Source organism: Arthrobacter sp. R-11 (assembly GCF_049913155.1).
Taxonomy (GTDB): Bacteria; Actinomycetota; Actinomycetes; order Actinomycetales; family Micrococcaceae; genus Arthrobacter.
In genome coordinates, this window is record NZ_CP183979.1 from 1028977 (window position 1) to 1055298 (window position 26322).

At 68.0% G+C, this 26322-nt stretch carries 20 protein-coding genes; 13 read left to right on the top strand and 7 right to left on the bottom strand.

Annotation, left to right across the window (positions count from 1 at the left end; all coding sequences use genetic code 11):
* The first annotated feature begins 2 nt into the window (after positions 1-2).
* The 7 genes from ACN9M4_RS04620 (at position 3) to ACN9M4_RS04650 (ending at position 9831) form a co-directional block, all read left to right on the top strand.
* Positions 3-1715, top strand: a complete 1713-nt coding sequence (locus ACN9M4_RS04620; RefSeq protein WP_426302392.1) for a thiamine pyrophosphate-binding protein — start codon at positions 3-5, stop codon at positions 1713-1715.
* A 174-nt stretch (positions 1716-1889) separates the two neighbouring features.
* On the top strand, positions 1890-2426 hold the full coding sequence (locus ACN9M4_RS04625; RefSeq protein ID WP_426302393.1) for a MarR family winged helix-turn-helix transcriptional regulator: 537 nt from the start codon (positions 1890-1892) through the stop codon (positions 2424-2426).
* A gap of 76 nt (positions 2427-2502) precedes the next feature.
* Positions 2503-4533 carry an MDR family MFS transporter gene (locus ACN9M4_RS04630; protein WP_426303385.1) on the top strand — a complete coding sequence of 677 codons (2031 nt, stop codon included), beginning with the start codon at positions 2503-2505 and terminating at the stop codon, positions 4531-4533.
* A 206-nt stretch (positions 4534-4739) separates the two neighbouring features.
* A complete protein-coding gene (locus ACN9M4_RS04635) occupies positions 4740-6473 on the top strand; it encodes an ABC transporter ATP-binding protein (protein WP_426302394.1) in 1734 nt (577 codons plus the stop codon).
* Positions 6470-8554 (top strand): ABC transporter ATP-binding protein, encoded by a 2085-nt coding sequence (locus ACN9M4_RS04640; protein ID WP_426302395.1) that lies wholly within the window; start codon positions 6470-6472, stop codon positions 8552-8554. The genes ACN9M4_RS04635 and ACN9M4_RS04640 overlap by 4 nt, the downstream gene beginning before the upstream one ends.
* A gap of 62 nt (positions 8555-8616) precedes the next feature.
* Entirely contained in the window at positions 8617-9033 is a 417-nt protein-coding gene (locus tag ACN9M4_RS04645) for an acyl-CoA thioesterase (RefSeq protein ID WP_426303386.1), read from the top strand.
* Between the two features lie 57 nt (positions 9034-9090).
* Positions 9091-9831, top strand: a complete 741-nt coding sequence (locus ACN9M4_RS04650) for a copper homeostasis protein CutC (protein ID WP_426302396.1) — start codon at positions 9091-9093, stop codon at positions 9829-9831.
* Between the two features lie 4 nt (positions 9832-9835).
* On the opposite strand, the gene ACN9M4_RS04655 is transcribed toward ACN9M4_RS04650, so the two are convergent.
* Positions 9836-10327 carry a GNAT family N-acetyltransferase gene (locus ACN9M4_RS04655; protein WP_426302397.1) on the bottom strand — a complete coding sequence of 164 codons (492 nt, stop codon included), beginning with the start codon at positions 10325-10327 and terminating at the stop codon, positions 9836-9838.
* Positions 10328-10509: 182 nt separating this feature from the next.
* On the opposite strand from ACN9M4_RS04655, the gene ACN9M4_RS04660 reads away from it, so the two are divergent.
* The 5 genes from ACN9M4_RS04660 (at position 10510) to ACN9M4_RS04680 (ending at position 19625) form a co-directional block, all read left to right on the top strand.
* Complete coding sequence (locus ACN9M4_RS04660; protein ID WP_426302398.1) at positions 10510-13680, top strand: glycoside hydrolase domain-containing protein; 3171 nt, start codon at positions 10510-10512, stop codon at positions 13678-13680.
* Positions 13673-15640: a DUF5107 domain-containing protein gene (locus tag ACN9M4_RS04665; protein WP_426302399.1), complete on the top strand. Its 1968-nt coding sequence runs from the start codon at positions 13673-13675 to the stop codon at positions 15638-15640. The genes ACN9M4_RS04660 and ACN9M4_RS04665 overlap by 8 nt, the downstream gene beginning before the upstream one ends.
* 142 nt (positions 15641-15782) lie before the next feature.
* Positions 15783-18011 carry an McrB family protein gene (locus ACN9M4_RS04670; protein ID WP_426302400.1) on the top strand — a complete coding sequence of 743 codons (2229 nt, stop codon included), beginning with the start codon at positions 15783-15785 and terminating at the stop codon, positions 18009-18011.
* Positions 18012-18057: 46 nt separating this feature from the next.
* Positions 18058-19293 carry an McrC family protein gene (locus tag ACN9M4_RS04675; RefSeq protein ID WP_426303387.1) on the top strand — a complete coding sequence of 412 codons (1236 nt, stop codon included), beginning with the start codon at positions 18058-18060 and terminating at the stop codon, positions 19291-19293.
* 92 nt (positions 19294-19385) lie between these two features.
* Entirely contained in the window at positions 19386-19625 is a 240-nt protein-coding gene (locus ACN9M4_RS04680) for a hypothetical protein (RefSeq protein WP_426302401.1), read from the top strand.
* Between the two features lie 12 nt (positions 19626-19637).
* Here ACN9M4_RS04680 and ACN9M4_RS04685 read toward each other — a convergent pair whose 3' ends face one another.
* The gene (locus ACN9M4_RS04685) at positions 19638-21224 is read right to left on the bottom strand and encodes a sensor histidine kinase (protein ID WP_426303388.1); all 1587 of its coding nucleotides are present in this window, start codon (positions 21222-21224) and stop codon (positions 19638-19640) included.
* Between the two features lie 171 nt (positions 21225-21395).
* On the opposite strand from ACN9M4_RS04685, the gene ACN9M4_RS04690 reads away from it, so the two are divergent.
* Complete coding sequence (locus tag ACN9M4_RS04690; protein ID WP_426302402.1) at positions 21396-22184, top strand: response regulator transcription factor; 789 nt, start codon at positions 21396-21398, stop codon at positions 22182-22184.
* On the opposite strand, the gene ACN9M4_RS04695 is transcribed toward ACN9M4_RS04690, so the two are convergent.
* The 5 genes from ACN9M4_RS04695 to ACN9M4_RS04715 all read right to left on the bottom strand — a co-directional run bounded on the left by ACN9M4_RS04695 (position 22181) and on the right by ACN9M4_RS04715 (position 26317).
* A complete protein-coding gene (locus ACN9M4_RS04695) occupies positions 22181-22597 on the bottom strand; it encodes an Hpt domain-containing protein (RefSeq protein WP_426302403.1) in 417 nt (138 codons plus the stop codon). The genes ACN9M4_RS04690 and ACN9M4_RS04695 overlap by 4 nt on opposite strands.
* Before the next feature lie 144 nt (positions 22598-22741).
* Positions 22742-23200, bottom strand: a complete 459-nt coding sequence (locus ACN9M4_RS04700; RefSeq protein ID WP_426302404.1) for a very short patch repair endonuclease — start codon at positions 23198-23200, stop codon at positions 22742-22744.
* Positions 23176-24369 (bottom strand): cytochrome P450, encoded by a 1194-nt coding sequence (locus ACN9M4_RS04705; RefSeq protein ID WP_426302405.1) that lies wholly within the window; start codon positions 24367-24369, stop codon positions 23176-23178. The genes ACN9M4_RS04700 and ACN9M4_RS04705 overlap by 25 nt, the downstream gene beginning before the upstream one ends.
* Positions 24366-25064: a dethiobiotin synthase gene (gene bioD, locus ACN9M4_RS04710; protein ID WP_426302406.1), complete on the bottom strand. Its 699-nt coding sequence runs from the start codon at positions 25062-25064 to the stop codon at positions 24366-24368. Before bioD ends, ACN9M4_RS04705 begins: the two co-directional genes overlap by 4 nt.
* Positions 25061-26317 (bottom strand): 8-amino-7-oxononanoate synthase, encoded by a 1257-nt coding sequence (locus tag ACN9M4_RS04715; protein WP_426303389.1) that lies wholly within the window; start codon positions 26315-26317, stop codon positions 25061-25063. Before ACN9M4_RS04715 ends, bioD begins: the two co-directional genes overlap by 4 nt.
* Positions 26318-26322 lie beyond the last annotated feature (5 nt).

Consider the following 26322-nt stretch of genomic DNA (forward strand, 5'->3'; position numbering starts at 1 on the left):
CCGTGATCGATTTCGATCCGGGCACAGCAGCCCCCACCAAAGGCACCAGCCAGCGCAACGGCGGGGACCTCGTCGTCGAGACCCTTGAGGCGCTCGGCGCGAAGACGGTCTTCGGCATCCCGGGCCAGCACGCCCTGGGCCTGTTCGACGCTATGGGCCGCGGGAACCTGCAGTTCGTTTCCTCGCGCGTCGAGAACAACTCGGCCTTCGCCGCGGACGGCTACTCCCGCGCCACCGGCGAGGTGGGTGTGCTGTTCCTGTCCACCGGTCCGGGTGCGCTGACTTCCCTCGCCGGCCTGCAGGAGGCCTACGCCACCGGCGTGCCGATGGTGGTCGTGGCCAGCCAGATCCCGCTCGAGGGCCTGGGCGCCCGGCGCAAGGGCATGCTGCACCAGCTCGACGACCAGAAGGCCTCCGCGGCCAACGTCACCAAGAGCCAGCGCCTCATCCAGCATGCCTCGGGAATTCCTTCGGCCATCCAGGACGCCTGGACCGAGGCGATCTCCTCGCCGCAAGGCCCGGTCTGGATCGAGATCCCGCAGAACGTGCTGCTCGACCCCATCATGGTTCCGCCGGTGGAAGACGCCCTCGCCGAAGCCGCGGACAATCCGCCGCGCGTGGAACTGGTCCGGGAAGCCGTGAAGTGGCTCGCGACGGCGGAACGCCCCGCGATCATCGCCGGCGGCGGAACCCGGCGCGGCCGGGCCGAGAAGTCCCTGCTCTCGATCGCCGAGCAGCTGCGTGCCCCGGTGATCTGCACCCCGGGTGGCAACGGCGCGTTCCCGTGGAACCACGAGTTGTCGCTGCAGTCCTGGATCGAGGACCGGTACATGACCGATCTTCTTGAGGACGCGGATGTGCTGCTCGTCATCGGCTCCTCGCTGGGCGAGGTGACCTCCAACTACTTCACCTTCGAGCCGCGCGGCCGGATCATCCAGATCGACGCCGAACCCCGGGTGCTCGAATCCAACCGTCCCGGCCTGGGCATCCGTGCCGACGCCGGGCAGGCACTCGCCGCACTGGACGAGGCCCTCTCCACCGCTCTGTCCGCCGCCGGCGCTGCCAACACTGTGGTCCGCAACTGGCACGGCGCCACCCCGGAGGAGACCGTCAAGGAGACGGTGGCGAAGGTCAGGGCACGTCTGGAATCACAGGACCTGGCGAAGGAACTGAAGTTCATGGCGGACATCCGCGAGGCCGTTCCGGACGGGATGCAGACCTTCTGGGACATGACCATCTCCGCGTACTGGGCCTGGAGCTGCTGGGATTCCCGGCAGGGCCAGTTCCACTCCGCCCAGGGAGCCGGCGGCCTCGGCTACGGCTTCCCTGCCGCGATCGGCGGTGCCGTGGGCCTGGAAACCACGGGCAAGCCGGCCCGGGTGCTGGCCGTGTCCGGCGATGGCTCCTCCATGTACTCCATCTCAGAACTCGCCACGGCCAAGCAGCACAACATCCCGGTCACCTGGCTGATCGTGGACGACGGTGGCTACGGCATCCTGCGCGAATACATGGTGGGCGCCTTCGGCAAGGCCACGGCCACCGAACTGGCGCGGCCCGACTTCGTGAAGCTCGCCGAATCCTTCGGCGTCCCGGCCCGCCGGGTGGCCCCGGAAAACGTGGGAGAGGCCCTCAAGGAGGGCTTCGCCGCGGACGGACCGAACGTCGTCGTGGTTGAAACCCTGCTGAAGATGTTCGCTCCGACCCACCTGGACTGAGCCTTCACCTCCCGCCTTTAGCGCGAACGAACACTTGGGGCCCCATTTCCCGCGGATTTGGGGCCCCAAGTGTTCGTTCGCGCTTGGCGTTTAAGTGATCCTCCTCGCAGTTAGTTTCCCAAAGCAACCTTTTATGTTTATAGTTGCTTTAGGCAAACAATTGAGGTGATCCACATGTCCGTCGCTTCCGGCACCGCGACCGAGCTCGTCCACCGGATCTTCGACCTCCAACGCGTGCTGCGGTGCATCGTCAGCACCAGCGTGGCACGCGATGCCAAGGTCGGTTTCGCCCTCCAGGGCGTCCTGCGCTTCATCGGGGAAGGGGAGTCCCGCGCCACGCACCTGGCGTCGCGGCTTGGCGTCAGCCCGCCGGTCCTCAGCCGGCACATCGCCGAACTCGAGGAACTCGGCCTGGTGGTCCGGCGTCCGGATCCCGCGGACGGCCGCGCGCAGCTGGTGGCACTGTCCGAGGAGGGCCTGGCCCAGCTGCGTGAATTCGAAGAAGAGCGCAGCACCAGGCTCCGCGGCTACCTCGCCGAATGGAGCGAGGAAGATGCCCTGGAAGCGGGGCGCGTCATCGAGAAGCTGACGGACTCACTCAACCGGTCGATCCGGGAGCAACACCATTCCATCCGGGCAAAGGCGGCCGGACCTTCCCCACTGAACCACACCACAGAGGAGGCAACGAGCCTTGGCAAAGCAAACGCTTGAGAGCCCGACGGCGGCCGGCACCACCGGCGACAAGGCACCCGTGCGGGCGAACACCGCGCCGCTGACCGCAGCGCCGATGACCCACCGCCAGATCATGGAGGCCCTGACCGGCCTGCTGGCCGCGTTCTTCACGGCCATCCTGAGCAGCACCATCGTGGCGAACGCCCTGCCGACCATCATGTCCGAGCTGCACGGAACCCAGACCGACTTTGCCTGGGTGATCACCGCGGCGCTGTTGGCCAACGCGGCCACCACGCCCATCTGGGGCAAGCTCGCCGACCTCTTCGACAAGAAGCTCCTGGTCCAGCTGAGCATCGTCATCTTCGTGGCCGGTTCCGTGCTGGCAGGCTTCTCCCAGACCATTCCGCTGCTGCTGGCTGCCCGCGTGGTCCAAGGCGTGGCCCTCGGCGGCCTCACCGCATTGGCCCAGGCCATCATCGGCACCATGATCCCGCCGCGCGACCGCGGCAAGTACTCCGGCTACATGGGCGCCGTCATGGCCGTGGGAACCGCGGGCGGGCCACTGCTCGGCGGCTTCATCGTGGACAGCCCGCTGGGCTGGCGCTGGACCTTCTTCGTCTGCGTGCCGCTCGCCGTCGTCGCGCTCATCCTGCTGCAGGTGACCCTGAAGATCCAGCACATCGAGCGCCCCGCAAGAATCGACTGGCTCGGTTCAATCCTGCTTACCGCCGGCGTCAGCCTGCTGCTGATCTGGGTTTCCTTCGCCGGCAACCCGGATTACTACGACTGGATCTCCTGGCAGTCCGCCGCCATGGTGGGCGGCGGCGTGCTGCTCCTGGCCCTGCTGGTGTTGGTGGAATCCAAGGTGTCCCAGCCGATCATCCCGCTGAAGATCATCCGCGAACGCACCACCGCGCTGGCCATCCTCGCCTCGGTGGCCGTGGGCGTGGCCATGTTCAGCTCCTCCACCTTCCTGGGCCAGTATTTCCAGGTGGCCCGCGGCGCCACGCCCACCGAGGCGGGCCTGCTCACGCTGCCAATGATCGCCGGCAACCTCGTGGGCTCGGTGGTGTCCGGGCAGCTGATCAGCCGCTTCGGCAAATGGAAGGGCTTCCTGCTGGGCGGTTCCGTGCTGCTGATCGGCGGCCTGGCACTCGCCGGTACCATCGACCACAACACCGAACTCTGGATCACGTCCATCTACACCGCTGTCTTCGGCCTGGGCCTGGGCCTGCTGATGCAGAACCTGGTGCTCGCGGTCCAGAACACCGTCCGGGCCAAGGACATCGGTTCGGCCAGCGCTTCCGTGGCGTTCTTCCGTTCCGTGGGCGGCGCGATCGGCGTATCGGTGCTCGGCGCCGTCATGAGCAACCACGTCAAGGACCTTGCCGCCGAAGGCCTCGCGGCCGCGCACATTCCGGTATCCGGCGGTTCGGACGGCGCCAGCATGGACCTTGTCGACCTGCCGGCGCCCATCCGCGAAATCATGCGTGCGGCCTATGGCGACGCAACTGCCTTGATTTTCCTGATTGCCGCCGCAATTTCGGTGCTTGCATTCCTTGCAGTGCTGTTTATCAAGGAAGTCCCGCTGCGCCGGACTGTTGATGCGGCGCCGGAAAAGGAATTGCTGGCAAACGCCAGTGCCGAAGCGGGAATGTCCCTGGAAACCTCCCCTGCAGAAGCGTCTGAAGCGTTCGACGGCGGCAGCCCTGAAGCGTTCGACGGCGGCAGCCCTGAAGGGCTCGACGCTGGACGTCCGATGCGCCCAACCGCAGCTCAGGCCGAGGACCTTGACCTTGAATTCGCCCGGATCCTCACGGCCGAGCGGCCGGGGCGGGGTGCGCAGGAGCCAGGGCTGCGGGAGGTCCACGAGCAGCTGGCGCACACCCAACGACTGCTCGCCGAACAGCTGGCGGGCCTCAGCCAGGCGCAGCGCGAACTGCAGAAGGGGCTCGCCGAGCAGCGGGCCACCGCGGAGGAACAGTCCAGGACGGCCGCCGAACTCGCGGTGCTGCGCAAGGAACTCAAGCGGGAACGCCGCCGCCTTGAGGGCGCCGCCCTGCTCCTGGTGGCCGGCGACGCAGTGGTTCCGGGCACGTCCCGCCGGGAACGGACTGCCAAGGACCACGGGCGGCACGCCGGCTGAGTCCGATCTGTTCCGGCCAACGGCCCCGAAATTGAACCATATGGAGCATCCCTGCGGCGTCCGGTACGCCGCAGGGATGATCTTTGCCCGGAGTTGTTTCGCCGAGGCAACGGATTTCGTAGAGTTGGAAGGCTAATACTGTCAGCGCCTGCTGCTACTAATCTCCTTACTCATTCACGCACCTCAAATTCTAAGGATCCGTGGGCATGCTTCTCACCCTGATACGGCGCTACTCCAAGCCGTATTTGCCGCAAATTCTGGCCGTCATCATATTCCAGTTGGCGTCCACTATTGCGACCCTGTACCTCCCCAGCCTCAACGCCAAAATCATTGATCAGGGAGTCTCAAAGGGCGACACCGACTACATCTGGCAGACCGGGGCCCTGATGCTCGCCGTCGCCTTCGGCCAGGTGATCACGGCGGTTGCCGGCGTGTACTACGGCTCGCGTGTGGCCATGTCGATGGGCCGCGACCTGCGCCGCGACGTGTTCCGCAAGGTCAGCAGCTTCTCCGCCAAGGACGTCAACACCTTCGGCGCGCCTACCCTGATCACGCGCGGCACCAACGACGTCCAGCAGGTCCAGATGCTCATGCTGATGGGCCTGAACTTCATGGTCTCCACCCCCATCATGTGCGTGGGCGGCATCATCATGGCACTGCAGGAAGACCTCAGCCTGTCCTGGCTGGTCTGGGTTTCCGTGCCGGTCCTGGTGGCCGTGGTCGGCTACCTCGTGGTGCGCCTCATGCCGCTCTTCCGTTCCATGCAGAAGAAGATCGACGCCATCAACGGCGTGCTGCGCGAACAGATCATCGGCATCCGCGTGGTCCGGGCCTTCGTCCGCGAACCCTACGAGGTGAAGCGTTTCGGCGCTGCCAACAGGGACCTCACCGACGTCTCGGTGAAGATCGGCAACCTGTTCGTCCTGATGTTCCCTGCGATCGGCATGATCCTGCACCTGTCCACGGCGGCCGTATTGTGGTTCGGCGGGGAACGCGTGGACTCCGGCGACATGGAGGTCGGGGCGCTGACCGCCTTCCTGCAGTACCTGCTGCAGATCCTGATCGCCGTCATGATGGGCACTTTCATGGCCATGATGATTCCGCGCGCCTCGGTGTGCGCGGACCGCATCGGCGAGGTGCTCGACGTCGAACCGTCCATCCACAACCCGGACGCCCCGGTCACCCCGGCGGAGAAGAAGGGCCGGGTGGAATTCCGCGACGTCACCTTCAAGTACCCCGGCGCCGAGGAACCCGTGCTGAGCAACATCTCCTTCTCGGCCGAACCCGGCCAGACCCTCGCGATCATCGGTTCCACGGGTTCCGGCAAGACCACCTTGGTGTCCCTGCTGCCGCGGCTGTACGACGTCGCCGCCGGTGAGGTCCTGCTCGACGGCGTCCCCGTCACCGAACTGGACCGGGATGAAATCACCAGCCGCGTGGCCACGGTGCCGCAGAAGCCCTACCTGTTCTCCGGCACCATCGAGCACAACCTGCGCTTCGGCAAGACCGAAGCTACCGAGGACGAGCTGTGGGACGCGCTGGAAACCGCCCAGGCCAAGGATTTCGTCCAGGAAAAGAGCTCCGGGCTCAACCGGCGGATCGCGCAAGGCGGCACCAACGTCTCCGGTGGCCAGCGCCAGCGCCTGTGCATCGCCCGCGCCCTGGTCACCCAGCCCAAGGTGTACCTCTTCGATGACTCCTTCTCCGCCTTGGACGTGGCCACGGACGCCCGGCTCCGGCGGGCGCTGAAGGAGAAGACCCGGGACGCCACGGTGATCATCGTCGCCCAGCGCGTCTCCACCATCGCCGACGCAGACCAGATCCTGGTCCTGGACAACGGCCGGATCGTGGACCGCGGCACCCATGAGGAACTCCTGGAAACCTCACTCACGTACCAGGAAATCGTCGAATCCCAACTGAGCGCGGAGGAAGTGGCATGAGCGGGCAGAACCAGCAGAAACGCGGCTGGGCCGCGAAGGCCGAGGCCGCCAAGGCAGCCCGCGCCGCCGCGGCCGCGGACGAAACTGCGGTGGCCGCCGTCGCGGATGACGACTTCGAAGAAGAGGAGTACACACCCGGCGAAGCCGACGGCGGCATGTTCGGCAACCTGCCGGCAAAGAAGGCCAAGGCCTTCGGCCCGTCGGCCAAGCGGCTCATGGGACTGCTCAAGCCCGAATCCGCCGGCGTGTTCTTCGTGATCGGCCTCGTGGTGGTTTCCGTGGTGCTCAACGTCATCGCCCCGAAGGTGCTCGGCAGCGCCATGGACGTCATCTTCGGGGGCGTCATGGGCAAGCAGTTGCCGCCCGGCGTCAGCCAGGCGGCCTTCGCCGAAGGGCTGCGCCAGGCCGGCCAGAACAACTTCGCGGACATGGTCTCCAAGATGGAACTGACCAACGGCATCAACTTTTCCAAGCTGACGTTCCTGATCTCGATCGTGCTCCTGATGTACTTCGTGGCCAACATCTTCCTGTGGGCCCAGGGCTTCGTCCTGAACCGGATCGTCATGAAGGTCATCAACCGCCTCCGCAACGACGTCCAGGCCAAGCTCAACCGCCTGCCGCTGAACTACTTCGACACCCGGCAGCGTGGCGACATCCTGTCCCGCGTGACCAACGACGTCGACAACGTCCAGCAGGGCCTGCAGCAGGCCTTTGCGCAGCTGGTCAGTTCGGTGCTCACGGTGTTCGGCATCGTGGTCATGATGTTCATCGTCTCCTGGGAACTGGCGCTCATCGCGCTGATCGCCCTGCCCCTTTCGGGCATCGTGGCCGGCGTGATCGGCTCCCGCAGCCAGAAGCTGTTCGCTGCGCAGTGGAAGAACACGGGCGCGCTCAACGGGCAGATCGAGGAATCCTTCTCCGGCCACGAGCTGGTCAAGGTCTTCGGCCGTGACGCGGACATGCTGGAGCGCTTCGACGAACGCAACGAGGCCCTCTACAAGGCATCCTTCGGTGCCCAGTTCGTGTCCGGCATCATCTTCCCGGCCATGAACTTCATCTCCTACCTCGCCTACGTGGGCATCGCCGTCGTCGGCGGCCTGCGTGTAGCCTCCGGTTCCATGAGCCTGGGCGATGCGACGGCGTTCATCCAGTACTCCCGCGAGTTCACCCAGCCGCTGGGCCAGATCGCAGGCATGGCCAACATGCTGCAGTCCGGCGTCGCCTCCGCCGAGCGCGTCTTCGAGTTCCTGGACGCGGACGAGCAGGTTCCGGAGGATGCCGCCAAGCACCTGCCGGCCCGCACGGACGGCCATGTGGAGTTCGAGAACGTGTCCTTCAGCTACGTGGCGGACAAGCCGCTCATCGAAGACCTGTCGTTCAGCGCCGAACCGGGGCACACGGTGGCTATCGTCGGCCCCACCGGTGCCGGCAAGACCACCCTGGTGAACCTCGTGATGCGCTTCTACGAGCTCAACTCCGGCCGGATCACCCTGGACGGCGTGGACATCAAGGAACTCGGCCGCTCCGAGCTGCGCTCCAAGGTGGGCATGGTGCTGCAGGACGCCTGGCTGTTCGGGGGAACCATCTACGACAACATCAAGTACGGCAAGCTGGACGCCACTGAAGAACAGATCATGGAGGCGGCCAAGGCCACGTACGTGGACCGCTTCGTGCGGGCCTTGCCCGACGGCTACCAGACCATCATCGACGAGGAAGGCACCAACGTCAGTGCCGGCGAGAAGCAGCTCATCACCATCGCCCGGGCGTTCGTGTCCGATCCGTCGCTGCTGATCCTGGACGAGGCCACCAGTTCCGTGGACACCCGCACCGAACTGCTGTTGCAGAAGGCCATGGCAGCCCTGCGCACGGACCGTACCAGCTTCGTGATCGCGCACCGGCTCTCCACCATCCGCGATGCGGACACCATCCTGGTAATGGAGAACGGCAGCATCGTGGAACAGGGCCGGCACAGCGAACTGCTGTCCATGCAGGGCGCGTACTACCGCCTGTACATGTCCCAGTTCGCCGGTGAGGACGCAGAGGAAACCCCGGTGGATGACACGACGGCGGTGCACAGCTGAGCGCGCCGGGCACCCCGCCGGCAGGCTCCACCGAGCCCCGGCGCATCACGGTCACCGTGCCGATGCGCTGGGGCGACATGGACGCCTACGGCCACATCAACAACGTCCAGATTGTCCGGATGCTCGAAGAGGCCCGCATCGCCGCCTTCGGTCCGCCGCGGGGCGCCGGACTCCCCGGGGCCGAACCGCCGGTGGCGATCTTCAACGACGTCGAGGACGGCGTCATGACCCTCGTCGTGGAACACAAGGTCCGCTACGTCCGCACCCTCGACTACCGCAACATCCCGGCGGAAGTCGAGATCTGGGTGGGGGCCGTCAAGGGGGCAAGCTTCGACCTCCACTACCTCGTCAAGGACCCCGTGACGGGGGAGGAGTGCGTGAAGGCCAGCACCCACCTGGCGTTCGTCGACGAAGCAACGGGCCGGGTCCGGCGGCTCACCCCGGAGCAGAAGGAACGCCTGGAGCCGTACCGGGCGTAGCCATCCCGTCCGATACCAGCAGCGCCCTGGGCGCCCGCATGGCCGTAGAGTTTCAGCATGAAGCTTGAGATTGCCGTGGTGGGCCTGCAGGGCGCTGTTGTCGCTGCCGAAGAAGGAGCGGACCGGATCGAGCTGTGCAGTGCCTTGGAGCTTGGCGGTCTGACTCCCAGCCATGGCCTTATGGAATCCTGCCTCGAAGCCGCGGGCGCCGCTGACAGGGGCTTGGAAATCCACCCGTTGATCCGCTGCCGGCCCGGAGACTTCCGCTATTCCGAGGATGAGCTGGCCACGATGGTCAAGGAGATCCGTGCGCTGCTGGACCAGGGCGCCAACGGCGTGGTTCTTGGCGCGCTTGACTCCAGGAACCAGCTGGACGTGGACGCCGTCCGCCGCCTCGCCGACGCGGCCCGGGACGTGAATCCGGACGCCGAACTGGTCTTCCACCGCGCAGTGGACGAGACACCCGACCCGGCCGCCGCCGTCGGGCAGCTCGTGGAACTCGGCTTCACCCGCGTCCTCAGCTCCGGGGGCGCAGCGACCGCGGGTGAGGGCTTGCCGGTGCTGTCCCGGATGGTGCAAAGCGCGGAAGGGCGGCTGCAGGTGATGGCCGGCGGCGGTCTGGCCATCGCGGACATAGCGGCGATGCGGCGGGCCGGCCTTGACGCCGTCCACCTTTCCGCCAAGAGGATCGTGTCTGCGTCGGGCGCCGGCAGCGCGGGCGGCGGACCGTCCTCGTACATGGTCACCGACCGGGAGATCGTCGCCGCCGCGAAGGCCGCCGTCGACGCCGCCGGGTAGTCCGTTACGGGAAGCGGACGGGAGGAAGCTCCAGGCTCATGAACACGCTGTTGGGGTCCGGGACGTAGTCGGCGAACGGCGGGCACTCGGTGAACCCGTGGCGCACGTAGAGCCGGCGCGCGGCGGCGAAGTAGTCCTCGGCGCCGGTTTCGAGGGACAGCCGCGACAGTCCGCGGCGGCGAGCTTCGCCCACGATGGCGGCCAGCAGCAGGCCCGCCACTCCGCGGCCCCTTGCCGCGGCCGCGGTGCGCATCGACTTGAGTTCGCCCTCCTTGGCGCCGTCCGGCCCAGCGGGAAGTTCCTTCAACGCGCCGCAGGCCAACAATGCCCCGTTCTCGCGCGCGGTCCAGAAGGTGATGTCCGGCTGGGACAGGGCGGAGTGGTCCAGGGCATGCACGCTGTCGGCGGGGGAGGTGGCGTACATGTCCGCGAGGTGTTCGTCCAACAGCAGTGAGACATCATCGCGTGCGGGATCGTCGAAGTCGATGTCGATCATGGCGCACAATCTACCCGGCGCTGATGTCCGGCTTGTTACGCCGGTGGCTGTCAAGGCGCGGGCGGGGGAAATCCCAGTGAGTACGGTTCGCAATGCTCCTTTACAGGGCCATTCGCGCCGTCAATGATTGAAGGATTCACCACGACGGTGACGCCCACCCGGACAGCCTCCCAGGAGCCCCAGTGACGCCCTTGCGCCAATCAACAGAGCGCCAGTCAGCAGTGCACCAATCAGCAGAACACCAATCAGCAGAACCCCAATCAGCAGAACACCAGTCAACCGGGCAGTACTCCGGCCATCCGGAACTTCCCTGCGGCGTCGGAGCGTGGGACAAGCTGCTCTACGGCAACCATCGCTTCGTGGTGGACGTCCCGGCGGCTCCGCCGGGAGCACCCGGGGTCCGGGTGGTCCTGCCTTGGCGGCGGCAGGACCCGGATCCCGCGGGGGTGGACGTCATCGTGGTCTCCCGCAGCAGCGGCCGGCGGGTGCGCAATCTGCTGGTCCGAAGCTCCACCCGGGAATCCGTCGAGCTCGTCTTCGAGGCGGTGGACGGCCCCGGGCATTACTTCGTCTACTACCTTCCGTACGCCATGCTCGGCGCGGCCCATTATCCGCAGGCACGGTACCTACCGCGGCGGCCGACGGCGGCACCCGGGTGGGCGGCCGCCGTCGGGAAGCCAGGGAAGCCGGTCGGGGAGCCGGCCAGGAGCGGCGACGCCGCGGGACTGCCGGACGCCGCAGTACTGCCGGACGCCGCAGTACTGCCGGAGGCGACGGTCCTGCGCTACGAGGCGGCGAGCGAACGCGATTCCTTCGCCCCGATGAACTTCACGGCCACGGAGCACGAGCTCCAGGCACTATACGCCAGGCACGGCGGCGAGGCGTTCCTGCTGTTTCCCGAGGACAGGCTGAACCCGGTGTCCATGCGGGAACGGCTTCCCGCCCATTGGGCCATCAACGGGCCCGCCGACTCCGTCCGCGCTACCGCCCAGCCCGGCGAAGACTACGTGGTGCAGTTGGGACTGCACGCCGTGACGGACCTGGCCGGCGTGACGGTCCGGGTGGAAGGGCCCGACGGCGGCCGCTGCCTGAACACCGAAGGCACCGACCGCTTGGGCCGGCCCCTGGCGAAGCAACTTTCCGTGGCGGCCGGGTCCGTCCAGGCGCTTTACGTGGTGCTGCCCGTTCCCCGCGCGGCGGCGGGCAGCACAATCACGGCAGCCATCACGGTTGCCGCGGAGGGTGCCGACCCCAAGCTAGTCACCGTCACCCTGGACGTGCTGCCGCTGGAAGCCGCCGATCCGGACGTCCTGGCCGGCGGCTTCGGCGATCCGCGATATCTGCGCCGGCTCGCCTGGCTGGACTCGACCCTTGCCCAGGACCACGGGCTCGTGGCGCCCTTCATCGCGATCACCCTCGACGCCGGGAACCGCACCCTCGGGATCCTCGGCCGGACCCTGCGGCTCGCGCCGTCCGGGCTGCCGGAGCAACTGAGCTCCACGTTCACGCCGGCCATGACCGGGACGGACGGACCCGCCGTCGAACTGCTCGCCACGGCCATGGAACTAGCCGTCGCCGTCGGTCAGCACAGCGGATGGGACTGCACACCGCTGGATTTCACCGTGCACGAATTTCCGGGGCACGGTCCGGGCAAGGTGTCCTGGAACAACCGCTGGGTCAGCATCGGAACCGGACTGGTCCTGGAGCTCCACGGTGAGCTCGAAGCCGACGGCGCGTGCAGCTATGCGCTGCGGCTGCGGAACGGGGACGGCGTGCCGCTGATGCTCGACGACGTCGGGCTGGCGGCCGGGTTCGTCGAGGCAGCGGTGCCGCTCGCCATGGGTCTCGGCGTGCCCGGCGGCCGGCGCCCGGACACTCTCAATTGGAGCTGGGACGTAGCCGAGAAGAACCAGGATTCGCTGTGGCTCGGCGGGGTGAACGCCGGCGTCCAGTTGTCCTTGCGCGACGCCGAGTACGAACGGCCCCTCAACACCAACTTCTACCGGGAGAAGCCCCTGCGGGAACCTGTTTCCTGGGCCAACCGGACGGACGGCCAGGTCCGCGGCGGCGTCAGCCTGGGCCCGGGTCCCGACGCCGGCACGGTGCAACTGAGCGCGTTCAGCGGTGCCCGCACCATGGCGCCGGGGGAGAGCCTTGATTTCGACTTCCGGGTGCTCCTCACCCCGTTCAAGGCGATCGACCCCGGAAAGCACTTTTCCCGCAGGTACTTCCACGCTCCGGCGGATCCCCGGGACATCGCGGAATCCGGGGCCACCGTAGTCAACATCCACCACGCCACCGCCCCGGCCCCGTACATCAACGATCCCCTGCTGAGCGCCGGCACCCTGGCCGGCTACGTCAGGGAAGCCCACGCCCAAGGACTGCGGGCCAAGGTCTACAACACGGTGCGGGAACTGACCTTCCACAGCCCGGAGCTCCTGCCGCTGCTGTCCCTGGGGCACGAAGTCTTCAGCGACGGCCCGGGACAGGGCCACCCCTGGCTCCAGGAGCATGCCGGCAGCGGCTACGTGTCAGCCTGGTTCGCCCCCGACGTCGAGGACATCGCCGTAGTGACCACAGGGGAGTCCCGCTGGGAGAACTTCTACGTCCGGAGCCTGGCTGAACTGGCGAAGGCAACCGCCGTGGACGGCATCTACCTGGACGACATCGCCTTCGACCGGCACACCATGCTGCGGGTGCGCAAGGTCCTCGAACGCAGCCGCCCGGCCACCGGCCCGGTCACTGGTCCGGCAGGCGACGGCCCGGAAATCGACCTGCACTCCGCCAACCAGTTCACGGCCAAGGACGGTTTCGCCTCCTCCGCGAACCTCTACCTGGAACAGCTGCCCTATGTGGACCGGCTCTGGTTCGGCGAGTACTTCGACTACGACAACACGTCGCCGGAGTACTGGCTCGTGGAGCTCTCCGGCATCCCGTTCGGGCTCATGGGCGAAATGCTCGAAGGCGGCGGCAACCCCTGGCGCGGCATGGTGTTCGGCATGACCGGCCGGGCGCCCGACGTCGACAACCATCCCCTGTGGCAGTTCTGGAAGGACCATGGCCTGGAACGCGCGCGCATGACCGGGTTCTGGGATCCGGGCGCACCGGTCCGCACCAGCGACCCCGCGGTCCTGGCCACCAGTTGGTCCGGCGACGCCGGGATGGTGGTGGCGCTCGCGTCCTGGGCCGAGGAGACTGTGGACGTGACCCTGGAGTTCGATGGCACCTGCGCCCCATTGAAAGCCCCAGCGATCGCGGGCTTCCAGCCGGCCGCCGAGTACGCGACCGGCCAAACCATCCGCATCGCCCCCCGGCGCGGGCTCCTGCTCACGATCGGATACGCACATGACTGACCCGGCACCCGCCGGCACCATCACTGCCGGCACCATCACCCTCGACGTGGCGGACTTCGGCCAGGAGAGTCCGCTGCCCCCGGTCGCGGCCGGAATCCACACACCGTACCGTGTGGGCATCGGAGTCCCGGACGAGCTGAAGGCCAGGGCGGCCTACGGCTACCCGCCCAACATCTACCCCTACACCATCCAGGACGGCTACTCGCGGGAGCGGAAGGCACGCGAGCTGCCCGCCGTCGTGCTGGAAAACCAGCACCTCAAGGCGACCGTCCTGCCTGGCCTGGGCGGCAGGATCTGGGAACTGCTGGACAAGGCCAGCGGCAAGCAGCTGCTGCACAGTCCCCGCACCATCCAGTTCGCCAACTTCGGTCTGCGCAACGCCTGGTTCGCGGGCGGGCTGGAATGGAACATCGGCACCCGCGGCCACACTCCCACTTCCTGCATTCCCTGGCACTCCGCCCTGCTGACGGCACCGGACGGCCAGCAGGTCCTGCGGATGTGGGAGTTCGAGAGGCTCCGCGGCGTGGTGGTCCAGGTGGACCTCTGGCTCCCCGCTGACTCCCGCGTGCTGTTCTCCGCCGTAAGGCTCCGCAACCCGGACCCGCACGAGGTGCCCATGTACTGGTGGAGCAACGCCGCCGTGCCGGAGACCCCGGACACCCGTGTGATCGCGCCCGCCCGGACGGCGTTCGGCAGCGACTACGAGACCGACATCCGGCGCGTCACGCCCACGGACCACGAAGGCGCGGACGCTACGTGGCCCGTCCGGAACGCCCACGCCGCGGACTACTTCTTCGACATTCCCGAAGGCCATCGCCACTGGATCGCCGCAGTGGATGCTGACGGCGACGGGCTGGCCATGCTGTCCACATCCCGGCTGCGCGGCAAGAAGCTGTTCGTCTGGGGGCAGGGGGACGGCGGGCACAACTGGCAGGAATGGCTCAGCCCCGGTTCTGGAGCAGGGAACCCCGGAGCAGGCTACGCGGAAATCCAGGCCGGGCTGGCGCAGACCCAGTTCGAGCACTTGCCCATGCCCGGCGGCGCCGAATGGAGCTGGGTGGAAGCCTACGGAAACTCGGGCCTCGACACCGCTGCCGCCCGCGGCGACTGGGATGCCGCGGTGGAGCATGCCCAGTCCAGGCTCGCCGGGCTCGCGGACCAGCAGGCCCTGGACACGGCGCTCGCCTTCGCCGGCTCCTTGGCGGACACGGCCCCGGAGACCATGCTGCTGGCTGGTACCGGCTGGGGCGCCCTCGAAGAGGAGCTGCGCCGCGCCGCAGGTGCCCCGCCACTGGACGGTGGCGGCACGCCGTTCGCAGCGGGCACCATCACAGCCGAACAGCTGCCCTGGCTGGAGCTGCTCCGGCACGGACTTCCCGACGCCGGCACGCCCCGGGCGTTTCCCGGTTCCGGCAGCTTCGTGGCAGGTCCGGCATGGGAACGGATGCTCCAAGGGGCAACAGGAACCGAAGCCCACTTCCACAGGGCCACCATGAAGCACGCCCGGCAGAATCTCGGGCCGGCGGAAAAGCTGTATGTCCAGGCCCTGGTCCTGGATCCCGGGCACGCGCTGGCCCACCGCGGCTTGGGCCTGCTCCTGCTGGCCACGGGCCGCGTCGACGCCGGCCTTGCCGAGCTCCGTGCAGCCTGCGCCGCGGACCCGGCGGGCGGGAAGCTGTTGGCCGAAGCCATGACCCTGCACCTGACCCACGGCGAGCCCCGAGCCGCCCTCCTACTGGCGGAACAGGCGCCAAAGGAGGCCACCGCCGCGGGGCGCAACCGGTTCCTGGCCGCCCGGGCCATGGCCGGCAGCGGCAGGACGGAAGAAGCCGCCGCGATCCTCAGGGAAGGGGTGGAAATCCCGGACCTGCTCGAAGGAGACAACGCGATTTCCGAGCTCTGGCAGCAGCTGTGCCCGGGGGAGGAAGTTCCCCGGAAATACCGCTTCAGCATGCACTAGGACCGGCGTTCACACAGCGCGAACGTACACTTGGGGCCCCGAAAACAGCGACAACGGGGCCCCAAGTGTACGCTCACGCAGGCCGGAGGGGGAGAGTTGGGACGCCCATGAAATGCCCGGCCAAACCATGTAAGTTTGCTAGGTGACTCCCGCCAGCAAGACTGTTTCCCGTGCGCCCGGAATCTCCAAGGAAATCGAGGACGCCGCGTGGTTCGTGCTGGGACCTGCCCTGCAGGGCAAGCGTTCCGCCCTCGACGGGCGCACCCACACGTGGACCACCGAGGCCGCGACGGAACTGCTCGAGCGCCTGGAACGCGGCGTCGAAGACAGCAAGGCGCCCATGATGACAAACCTGCGCCGCAACCTGGAGGGGGCCAGCCGCGAGGCCAGGCTCCTCGCCGTCGAACTGCTGTTCCTGCAGTCCCTGCCACTGGCCCACGAGGTCAAGTCCCTGAAGGTCAAGCGCGCCCGCGTGGCCGAGGCCGCGTCCTGGCTGGAACCGCCGCTGCAGCTGCCGGACGAGCTCTACCGGGACATGACCGACCACGGCGTCATCCGGGACCGCACCGCTGAGTTCAACTGGACCATCTGGGACCAGCTCGGCTGGCTGTGCCGCTTCGTGGTCCAGGTGGACAAGCAGCCGACGGCGGAGATCGCCAAGGCGCTCAAGGACCCCTTGAAGTTCCACGAGCTTGTTGCCGGGACCCCGGAAGACCAGCCCGCCATCCGCCGCAGCATCGAGTATTTGGCATGGCCGGGCTATTTCGAGCCTGTCGTGGCCGATGTGGAGCGCCGTGAGATCCGGGACGCCTTCGCCTCCTTGGTGGGCGGAGCCAAAGGGGACAGCGAAGAGGACGTCACCGCGGACATCCACCGCATCCGACTGCACCTGGACGAACAGGCCGGGCAGCGCATCGACTGGTATTCCCGCCAGCTCGTGGGCCAGTGGCGCAAGGTGGGCGATCCCGGCCGCCGGGCCTGGCTGCTGCGCACCCACCACGACTCCGCCGAGCTCCTCGCCTCCTGGCAGGACGGGGAAAAGGCGACCCTCGACGTCGAACATCTGCGTGAGCTGCCCCCCGGCGTGAGCGCCGGGCTGGTGCAGCGCGTCGTGGACGAGGACTGCAAGCACTTGGGCTATGTGGAGCGCGAGGACACCAAGACCGCCGTCTTTGCCTTCCTGACCGTGATGAAGCCCGGCGACCTGGCCCTGTTCCAGCACTCGGGATCGGTGCGGATCGGCGTGGTGCTGGGGGAGGCAGAACACGACGGCGGGAAGGGCCAGCTCCGCCGCAAGGTGCGTTGGTTCGAAGAAAGCCATGCCCTCGCCGAGGCGCCCCGGCACGTCCAGCGCCAGCTCTCCACGCCCGGGATCGTCGTGGACGTCACCAGGGTGATGAGCCTGCTGCAGGCGCTGCTGCCCGCGGAAGCGGAGTCCGACGGCGAGCTCGCCGCCGCCCCCGAGTCCGCCGTCGAGCCCGTCCCGGAAGGCTTCCGCCCGCTCAGCGAGGAATTCGCCGCTTCCCTGCACATGGAGCTGGAACCGCTGCAGGAAATCGCCGGGCTCCTGGAGGAGAACCGGCAACTGGTGCTCTACGGCCCGCCCGGCACCGGCAAGACCTACCTGGCCAAGCACCTGGCCGCCGAACTCGCCGGGGACGGCACCGATGAGCGGGTGAAGCTGGTGCAGTTCCACCCCTCCTACGCCTACGAGGACTTCTTCGAGGGCTATCGCCCGGACAAGACCGACGACGGCCAGGTGTCCTTCAAGCTCGTGGCCGGGCCGCTGCGGCGCCTGGCTGAAGAAGCCGCCAAACCCGAAAACGCCAGCAAACCGTACTTCCTGATCATCGACGAAATGAACCGGGCCAACCTGGCCAAGGTGTTCGGCGAGCTGTACTTCCTGCTCGAGTACCGGGACGACCGGATATCCCTGCAGTACAGCCCCAACGAACCCTTCAGCCTGCCGGACAACCTGTACATCATCGGCACCATGAACACCGCGGACCGTTCCATCGCCATGATGGACGCGGCGATCCGCCGCCGCTTCGCCTTCGTGGAACTGCACCCCAAGGTCGAACCGATCCGGGGCACCCTGCGACGCTTCCTTGAGGCCAACGGCCTGGATACCCTCAACGCCGATCTGCTCGATGCACTCAATGAAGCAATCGACGACTGGGACCGGGACCTCATGATCGGCCCGTCCTACTTCATGAAGAGTGCCGCGCAGACTCCTGCCGGCCTGCGCCGGATCTGGAAGTACGAGCTCATGCCGCTGCTCGAAGAGCACTACCACGGGCAGCTGAACCGGGCGCAGGTGGAGGAGCGCTTCGGGCTGGAACAGCTGCTGGGACGCCTTGCGCCGCGCTGACGCAGGCGCCGGCTCCAGGGGTCAAGGCTCCCAGCTTCCGGTGGCGATCCCGCCCCGGCCGCCGCACGCCCCCGGCGTGCGGCACATCGTGCTGGACGAACAGTCCAGGGGCGTGGTTGAGCGGCTCGACCCCGCGACGGCGGCCTTCCTCAACTCGAGCGGGCTCGCGAAGGCTGCGCCGATGGGCATGGGCCTGTACCGGATCGAACCCGTCGGCAAGGTGGGCTCGGTGCGGACCCCGGCCGTGCAGTTCGAGGTGCGGCCCAAGGACCGGCTCGGGCTGCGGAGGCTCTTGTTCCTGCTCAGCTACGCAGGCGAGCAGGGCTTCCGCGAGGACTCGGTGGCCGCCGTCGAGCACCAGGACCTCTGGAGCGCCCTGGCCGAATCGCTCGCCCAACTTGCCGAACGCGCCCTCACGCGCGGCCCGCTGCAGGGCTACGTGACCGTGGAGGAATCCCTGCGCACCGTCAAGGGACGTATCCGGATCTCCGAACAGATCTCCCGGCGGCCTGGCCTGATGGTGCCCTTGGAGGTGTCCTATGACGAGTTCAGCGAAGACATCGCCGAAAACCGCATCCTGCGGGCCGCGCTGGCCCGGATGGGCCAGGTTCCGGGCGTCCGTCCCGAGGTTCTGAGCCGCCTCCGCCGCCTGGGCGGAAAGCTCGACGGCGCCACGTCCCTGGTGCCAGGTGCGCCCCTTCCGCACTGGCAGGCCAGCCGGATGAACCTGCGCTTCCATGCGGCCCTGCGCTTGGCGGAGGTGATCCTGCGGAACTGCTCGGCAGAAGCGGGCGACGGCAAGCAGAGCAGCGCCGCCTTCGTGGTGGACATGTCCGCTGTGTTCAAGGAGTTCGTGGGAGTCGCGCTCCGCGAAGCCATGCGCGCCCACCCCGGTGAAACCCGGATGCGGTACGGCACGCTGCTCAATGAGGCCGTCCGGGACTCCGACCGGATCACGGTCCGCCCGGATGCCGTGCATTTCCTGGGCGGCCGGCCGGTGGTGGTCTACGGGGCCAACTACACGGCCGGGCCGGACACCGGTGCCTCCCTGAACGCCGACCACTACCGGATGCTCGCCTACTGCACGGCCCTGCGGGTCCCCACCGCCTGGCTGGTCTACGCAGGGACGGGGGAGATGAAGCTGCGGCGCATCCTCAACACCGACATCGACGTGGTGGAGTACCCGCTGGACCTGTCCAGGCCGCCCGCGGAGATCCTTGCCTCGGTGGCGGACCTGGCCCAGCAGTCCTGGGGCGAAGTGGTCCGCCAGGCCCTCGGATGACGGACTGCCGCGGATGACGGACTGTTCCGCGTGGCAGCCAACAGGGCTAGCCTGAGAACACACCGCGGCAGACGGAGGCAACCATGGGCGGCATGAAGAAGAAAAAGTCCTGGAAAGACATGACGCCCGGGCAGCGCCGCGTCACCATCGTGGCGGGTGCGCTGGAGTTCGGGTTGATGCTGGCGGCACAGCGCAGCATCTCCAAGACGCCGGCGGCGCAGATCCGCGGAAGCAAGGCCTTGTGGCGGGCGGCATGCTTCATCAACTTCTTTGGCCCGGTGGGGTACTTCGTGTTCGGACGGCGGCGGAGCACGCCTGCCCATTCGGCTTGAGCACCCTCCCCGCTAGGCGGGCACCCGCACGGTGAACGCAGTGCCTTGGCCGGGCGCGCTTCGCAATGTGATGGTGCCCCCGTGGGCTTCGACAATGGCTTTGCTGATGGGCAAACCCAGGCCGGCGCCGGGGATGGTGCTGTTGTGTACGCTGCCTGCCCGGAAGAACTTTGCGAAGACCTGGTCTTGTTCTTCTTCCGTCATGCCCATGCCGGTGTCGCTCACCCGGCAAACCACCTCACCATCTTCCTGCCAGGCGGCCACTTCGACGTCCCCGCCGTCCGGGGAATACTTGATGGCATTGGAGATCAGGTTGTCCAGCACCTGGGAAATCCGCGAGGAATCAACGTGGGCCTGGAGGGTTTCGGGGATGTCCAGGGAGAAGCGGACGCCGGCCTGCGCCGCGCGGGGAGCGGCGGAACCAACCCTTCCGCGTACCAGTTCGGCGAAGTCCACCGCATGGGGCTGGATGATCACGTGGCCCGAGCGGACGGCCAACAGGTCCGACACCAAGGTCAGCAGCCGCTCGGCATTGCGCCGCACCACCTTAAGCTGGCCACGTGCCACGGGGTCGAGCTTTGCAGTGTCGTCGAGCACGAGGTCCAGGTAACCAAGGATGGAGGTAAGCGGCGTCCGGAACTCATGCGAGACACTGGCCACGAAATCGTCTTTGGCGGCCAGGGCGTTCACGAGGTCCGTGACGTCGCTGAAGACCACCACCGAGCCCACGAAGTTCCGTTCGTCGTCGAGCATCGGCCGGGCGCTGGTGGTGAACGCACGCTGCGCCGGCCCGGTGCCGATCCAGATGAGCTGATCGGTGAACTGCTCGCCGAGGACGGCCCGCCGCACGGGGCGCCGTTCGCGGGGTACTGAGGTCGTCCGGTCTTCCTCGAACACCAGGAGCTGGGACTCGTTGGGGTTGGTGATTCCCTGCGGCGTGGCCAGGCGGTGGGTGCTGCGCTGGCGGTGGTTCATGAGGATGTCGTTCCCACCGCCGTCGACGGCCACCACGCCCAACGGCAGCGCCTCCATGACGGTGTTCAAGAGCCGTTCATGGTGGCTGCTGGCTTCGAAGGCGGCGTTGAGTGCCTCGTCCTTGTCCTCGAGGGACTTTTGCTGGCGGACCATGCTCATGGTGACTACGCTGACGGAGATCCCGATGCCGAGCATCAGGATCGGGTAGAGCAAGGGGCGGCTGAGGTCCTGCGGCGTGACGGAACCGCGGATGAACAATGGCCCCCAGACCACGCCGAGGGGACCGAAGAAGCAGAGCGTGACCGCGATCCGGGGATAGAGGCCGGAAGCACAAAGCCAGATCACGGGAAGGACCACCAGCACGCTCAGGCCGGTGAGCGCCTCCTGCCCGCCCTCGCGGCCGAAGGTAATGGAAACCATGTCCAGCAGGGGTATCACCAGGAAACTGGGGAAGGGCAGCCGGTGCCAGGGAACCGCGAAGCAGGCGGCCAGGAGCAGGGCCTGGCTGAGCAGGAAGATCTGAAATAGCGGGTTGCCCAGCGTCCCAGGGAAGAACAGCGCCACCAGGATGGCCGCGATGCAGACCGGGACGGACAGGGGCAACTGGGTGAGGACCACCCGCATCCGCAAGGTGTGCTCATGGAAGGCACGCTTGAAGAACGGCGGCTTCTCCTCGCCTTCAATGTTCCGGCGTTTCACCTGGCCCCCAGGGAACGGCGTGGGTGTCGGCTCATGGGGCAAGCCTATCCAGCGGCGGCTATACTTCTCGGGAAATCGAGTTGGCTGGGGGCTGCGATGGGTGAAGCACGTATTGGGCTGGTGATCGAAGACGACCACGACATCCGCGACCTTATCAGGGCAGTGTTGTCCCAGGCCGGCTTTGAGGTCCATGTAGCCTCCACCGGATTTGCAGGGGTGGACGCGGCACTGGACCTGGATCCCGATGTCATTACCCTGGACCTCGGACTGCCGGATATCGACGGATTCGAGGTGGCCCGCCGGATCCGGAAATCTTCGGACGCCTACATCATCATGCTGACCGCCCGCACCGAGGAGATCGACACCCTCCTGGGCCTGGAAGCCGGCGGCGACGACTACCTGACCAAGCCCTTCCGGCCGCGTGAGCTGCGCGCCCGGGTGGAGGCCATGATGCGGCGGCCCCGTTCGGCGTCGAACGCCAGGACGTCGAACGCCGGGACGTCGGACGCGGGGATGTCGAACGCGGGGCACGGGGAGCAGCGCGGTGGCGCGGAGCTGCGCCACAACGGGCTGGTGGTTTCCGCGGCAGCCCGCTCCGCCGTCCTGGAGGGCGTTGAGCTGCGGCTGACCCGCTCCGAATTCGAGCTCCTGCTCGCGCTGCTGGAAACCGGCCGGATCGTGCGGTCCAAGACCGACCTGGCGCGGCGCCTCCGCAACGAACCGTACGACGCCGGCAGTTACGTCAGCGACGCCGACGAGCGGGCCGTTGAGGTCCACATGGGGAATCTGCGCAAGAAGCTGGGGGACAGCAAGCAATCCCCCCGATGGCTGGAAACCGTGCGGGGCATCGGCTACCGGCTGGCGCCTGCTGTTCCGTCGCGCTAGCTCGCCTCCAGGCCTGCGGTTGTCCCGGGAGCGAGCCCGCATGCCGCCACCAGACCGGTGACCGTTCCGCGGGCACAGCGGCCCAATTCCTCGAGGCTGGCACTCAGCTCGGCGGCGTCGTCGCAAACCGGGAAGAGCCTGATACGGACTTCGAGCTCGGCGGCCAACAGGCTCAGGCACCGTGCACCCACCATTGCGCTCGAGGTCTTCAGGCTAAGGACCGCGTCCAGGCCCTCCTCCTTGTCGAGCGCGTCCACGGCCCGCTGCAGGCGGTCAATCCGTGCGGGCAGCAACTTGACGTAGTTCCGGACCAACTCCCCGACAGCGCCGTGATCCCCGCCCAACTCCACCCGGAGTTCGTTCAGGACAGCGGGATCCACCAGGACGCCGGAGCGCCCTCCACAAGCATTCACGGTTCCCTCCCGCCTCCACGCAGTGATGCCAGGACTCAACAGTAAGGTGCCCGGAAGCCGTGCAGCAGGGGGTCCGTGAAAGCTTGAGTAAATCTTGAGCGGGCACCGCATGGCTCCTTGAGGAATGCCTCGTGGTGGCGCTGCCTAGGGGCGCGGCCCGCCGTCGAGGAAGTCCGTGAGCTGGGCCTCCAGGGCGCTGCGGTCCTTCAGACCGCATTCCCACACGGTGAGCACCTCCCAACCGGCGGAGGCAAGCCGTTCGCGCTGGAGGGCGTCGCGCTCGCGGGTGCGGCGCCGCTTGGCGTCCCAGAACTCGGCGTTGCCCGTAGGTGCGTGCATCCCGGCCGGGCAATCGTGGAAATGCCAGAAGCAGCCGTTCACGAAGATCACCTTGTGCCTGCCCGCGAACACCAAGTCCGGGCTCCCGGGCAGTTTCCCGCCCGCGGCCATGCCGTGCAGGCGGTAGCGGTAGCCCTTCGCATGCAGGAGCCGGCGGACCAGGAGCTCGGGTTTGGTGTTCTTGCCGCGGATCCTGGACATGTTCCGGCTGCGCTGCTCTGGTGTGAGCAGATCACGGCTCAGGAGGTCCCGGCTTTCGCCCATGATCCGAGTCTAGCCACGGTTACCGTGCGCGGCGCCTGGAAGGACAGCAGCCTGATCCACTCCGGTTCCGGCCCGTGCAGGCCGACGCCCGGCAGCGCCGCTGCCGTTTCCTGGACGACGACGGCGGCCTCCAGTTCGGCGAGTTTCGCGCCGAGGCAACGGTGGATGCCGGAGCCGAACGCGAGGCCGTAGGGCAGCGGACCCCTGGCGCCTGGACCCCTGGCGCCTGGACCCTTGGCGCCTGGGCCCCTGGCGCCTGGACCGCTGGGGCCCGGTTCGGCCCCCGGGCGGCCGTGGTTTCCGGTCAGTTCCAGCAGGATTTCTTCGCCGGCCGGGATCGGCTGGCCATTGAGCTCGGTGTCGCGGCTGGCAATGCGGCGCCAGGTCGGCACGGAGGACTCGCTGGCAAGGACACTCCGCACGAGCTCCGTCGCCCGGTCTTTCGCCGAAGCTTCGTCCCACGCGATGCCGGTGGACCCCTCGGCCAGGCGGAACAGGGCCGTGCTGATGAGCTGGGTGGTGGTTTCCTGGCCGGCGATCAGCAGGAAGTACCCCAGGGAGCAGATTTCCGGGGTGCTGAGCCCGTGCCCGGCCAGGGACTTGAACAGGTTCCGGCCGGGGGAGGCCACGGCTTCCAGTACCAGGTCCCGGAGCCAGCGGTAGAAGTCCGCGGCGCTGCGGGCGAGCTCCAGTTGCCGTTCCGGGCCGGGCCAGCCCCAGAACAATTCCAGGGAGTCCAGGCTCCAGGCCTTCAGCTCCGGCAGCTCCCGCACCGGCAGGCCCAGCATCTCGAGCATCACCACGGCAGGGGGAAGGGCGGCCACAGCCTGGACCAGCTCCACGCGGCCCGCCTCGGCGAGTCCGTTGGCGGCGTCGTAGGCGGCTTCCTTGGCCAGTTGGCGGATCCGGGGCTCCATCGCCTCCACGGTGGCAGGGGTAAAGAAGCCGGCCACGACTTTGCGGATTCCGGAGTGGGACGGGGTGTCGTTGCTGGCCAGCACGGGCGGAAGCGCGAAGCGGGCGCCCTGCAGGATGCGCAGGGCCTGCCCGGACAACGGGGTCACGGCGAGTAGGGCGTTGGCCGGGCCGAAGTCCTCCGGGCGGTGCAGGACCTCGCGGACTTCGGCGGGTTCGCGGACAACACGGTACGGGCATTGGGCGGTGCTCATGAGGCCACGCCGTCCAACCACAGCGGCGCCTGCTCCCGGAACGCCTGCACGGGCAATGCCGCCGCCGCCTCCGGAAGCGTGCCGAGCAGCGTGACGGCCCCGGCGGAGAACGCCGCCCGGTTGCCGAGCTCTGCGAGCCCGGGAAGCTCCGGCCAGCTGCCCAGGATCAGCCCTGACACCGCGAGGCCCCTGCGTTCCAAGGCTTCCAGGGTCAGCCCGGTGTGGTTCAAGGTCCCCAGGGACGGCCGGGCGACCACCGCAAAGCCGGCCCCGTCCCCCAGGAGAGCCCCGAGATCGGCCAGCGTTCCGCCGTCGGGATCCAGCTCCACCAGCAGCCCGCCCGCACCCTCCACCAGCACGTGGTCATGCCCGGCGGCGAGCTGCCGGATACGTTCGGCGTGCGCCGCCAGGGGCGGCAGCCCCACGCCGTCCACGGCGGCTGCCTGTACCGGGGCCAGCGGTTCTTCGAGGACGACGCCGGCCTCCGCCGTCAGGGGCGCGGCCAGCCTGGTGATTTCGGAGCAGTCGGAGTCGCCGTCCTTGTTGCCGGTCTGGCACGGTTTGTAGGCGGCCACCGAGCGGCCCCGGGAATGCAGGGCAGCGGCCAGCGCGGCGGTGGCGACGGTCTTGCCGACACCGGTGTCCGTGCCGGTGACCAGGATGATAGGTGGAAGGCTCTGGTGGTCTGGCTTCATGGGGTTTCCTCCAGGATGCCGCGCAGCGTTGCGCAGGCGTAGTCGATCTCGTCGGGGGTGAGGGTGGCCCGGGCGGTAAGGCGCAGCCGGGATACGCCGTCCGGGACCGACGGCGGGCGGAAGCAGCCCACCCGGATCCCGGCGTCGCGCGCTGCCCGGCTTGCCCGCAACGCGGTTTCGGCATCGGGCAGTGGAACGGACTGGACGGCACCAGCTGCTTCGAACGATCCGTTTGCTGCGGTCCGAAGACCGGCTGCCAGTTTTGCGGCGTTCCCGCGGACAGCCGCCGGACGCCACGGCTCGGCGGCGATGACCCGGAGCGCCGCCAGGGCAGCAGCCGCGGCTGCCGGGGCTAGCGCGGTGTCGAAGATAAAGCTCCGTGCCCGGTTCAGCAGGTGCTCCCGTAGGAGCGCCGAACCCAGCACCGCCCCGCCTTGGCTGCCCAGGGCCTTGGACAAGGTGGCCGTGAGCACCACGTTCGGGTGGCCGGCCAGGGCGGTCCCGGCTACGGCGCCGTGTCCTTCAAACTCCGCGTGTCCGTCAAACCGCCCGTGTCCGTCCTGACCGGCCGCGCCGGAGACGCCCAGGCTGTGGGCTTCGTCGATCAACAGCATGGCGTCGTGCTCGACGGCCAGTTCCAGCAGGGACGCGAGGGGAGCGGCGTCGCCCCACACGCTGTAGATGGACTCCACGGCGATCAGCGCCCGCGGCTCGCCGTTCCCGGCGAGGCCGCGCCCCGAAAGGAGCCGCGCGGCGTCGTCGACGTTGTTGTGGGCGAAGGTTGCCACCCGCGAACGGGCCAAGCGGAAGCCGTCGATCAGCGAGGCGTGGCAGTGCTCGTCGGCAACGATCAGCGTGCCTGGACCGCCCAACGCCGTCACCACACCCAGGTTGGCCAGGTACCCGGAGGAGAACACCAGGCCCGCCTCCATGCCGGTGAACCGTGCCAGCTCCTCCTCGAGCTCAAGGTGCAGCCCGGTGGTGCCGGCCACGAGCCGCGAGGACGTGGCTCCGGTGCCCCAGCGGCGGATGGCCTCGCACGCCGCCTCGGCCAGGCGCGGATCCGAGGCCAGGCCCAGGTAATCGTTGCTGGCCAGGTCCACCACGGCTCCACCTGCCGCGCGGCTTTCCGGCGAACGGTTCTCCGGGGAACGGGTTTCGGGTGAACGGGTTTCTGGTGAACGGGTTTCTGGTGAACGGCGCAGCCCGCGGCGTTCACGGACCGCGGCCTGCTGCTCCAGCCACCGGGTCATCGAGA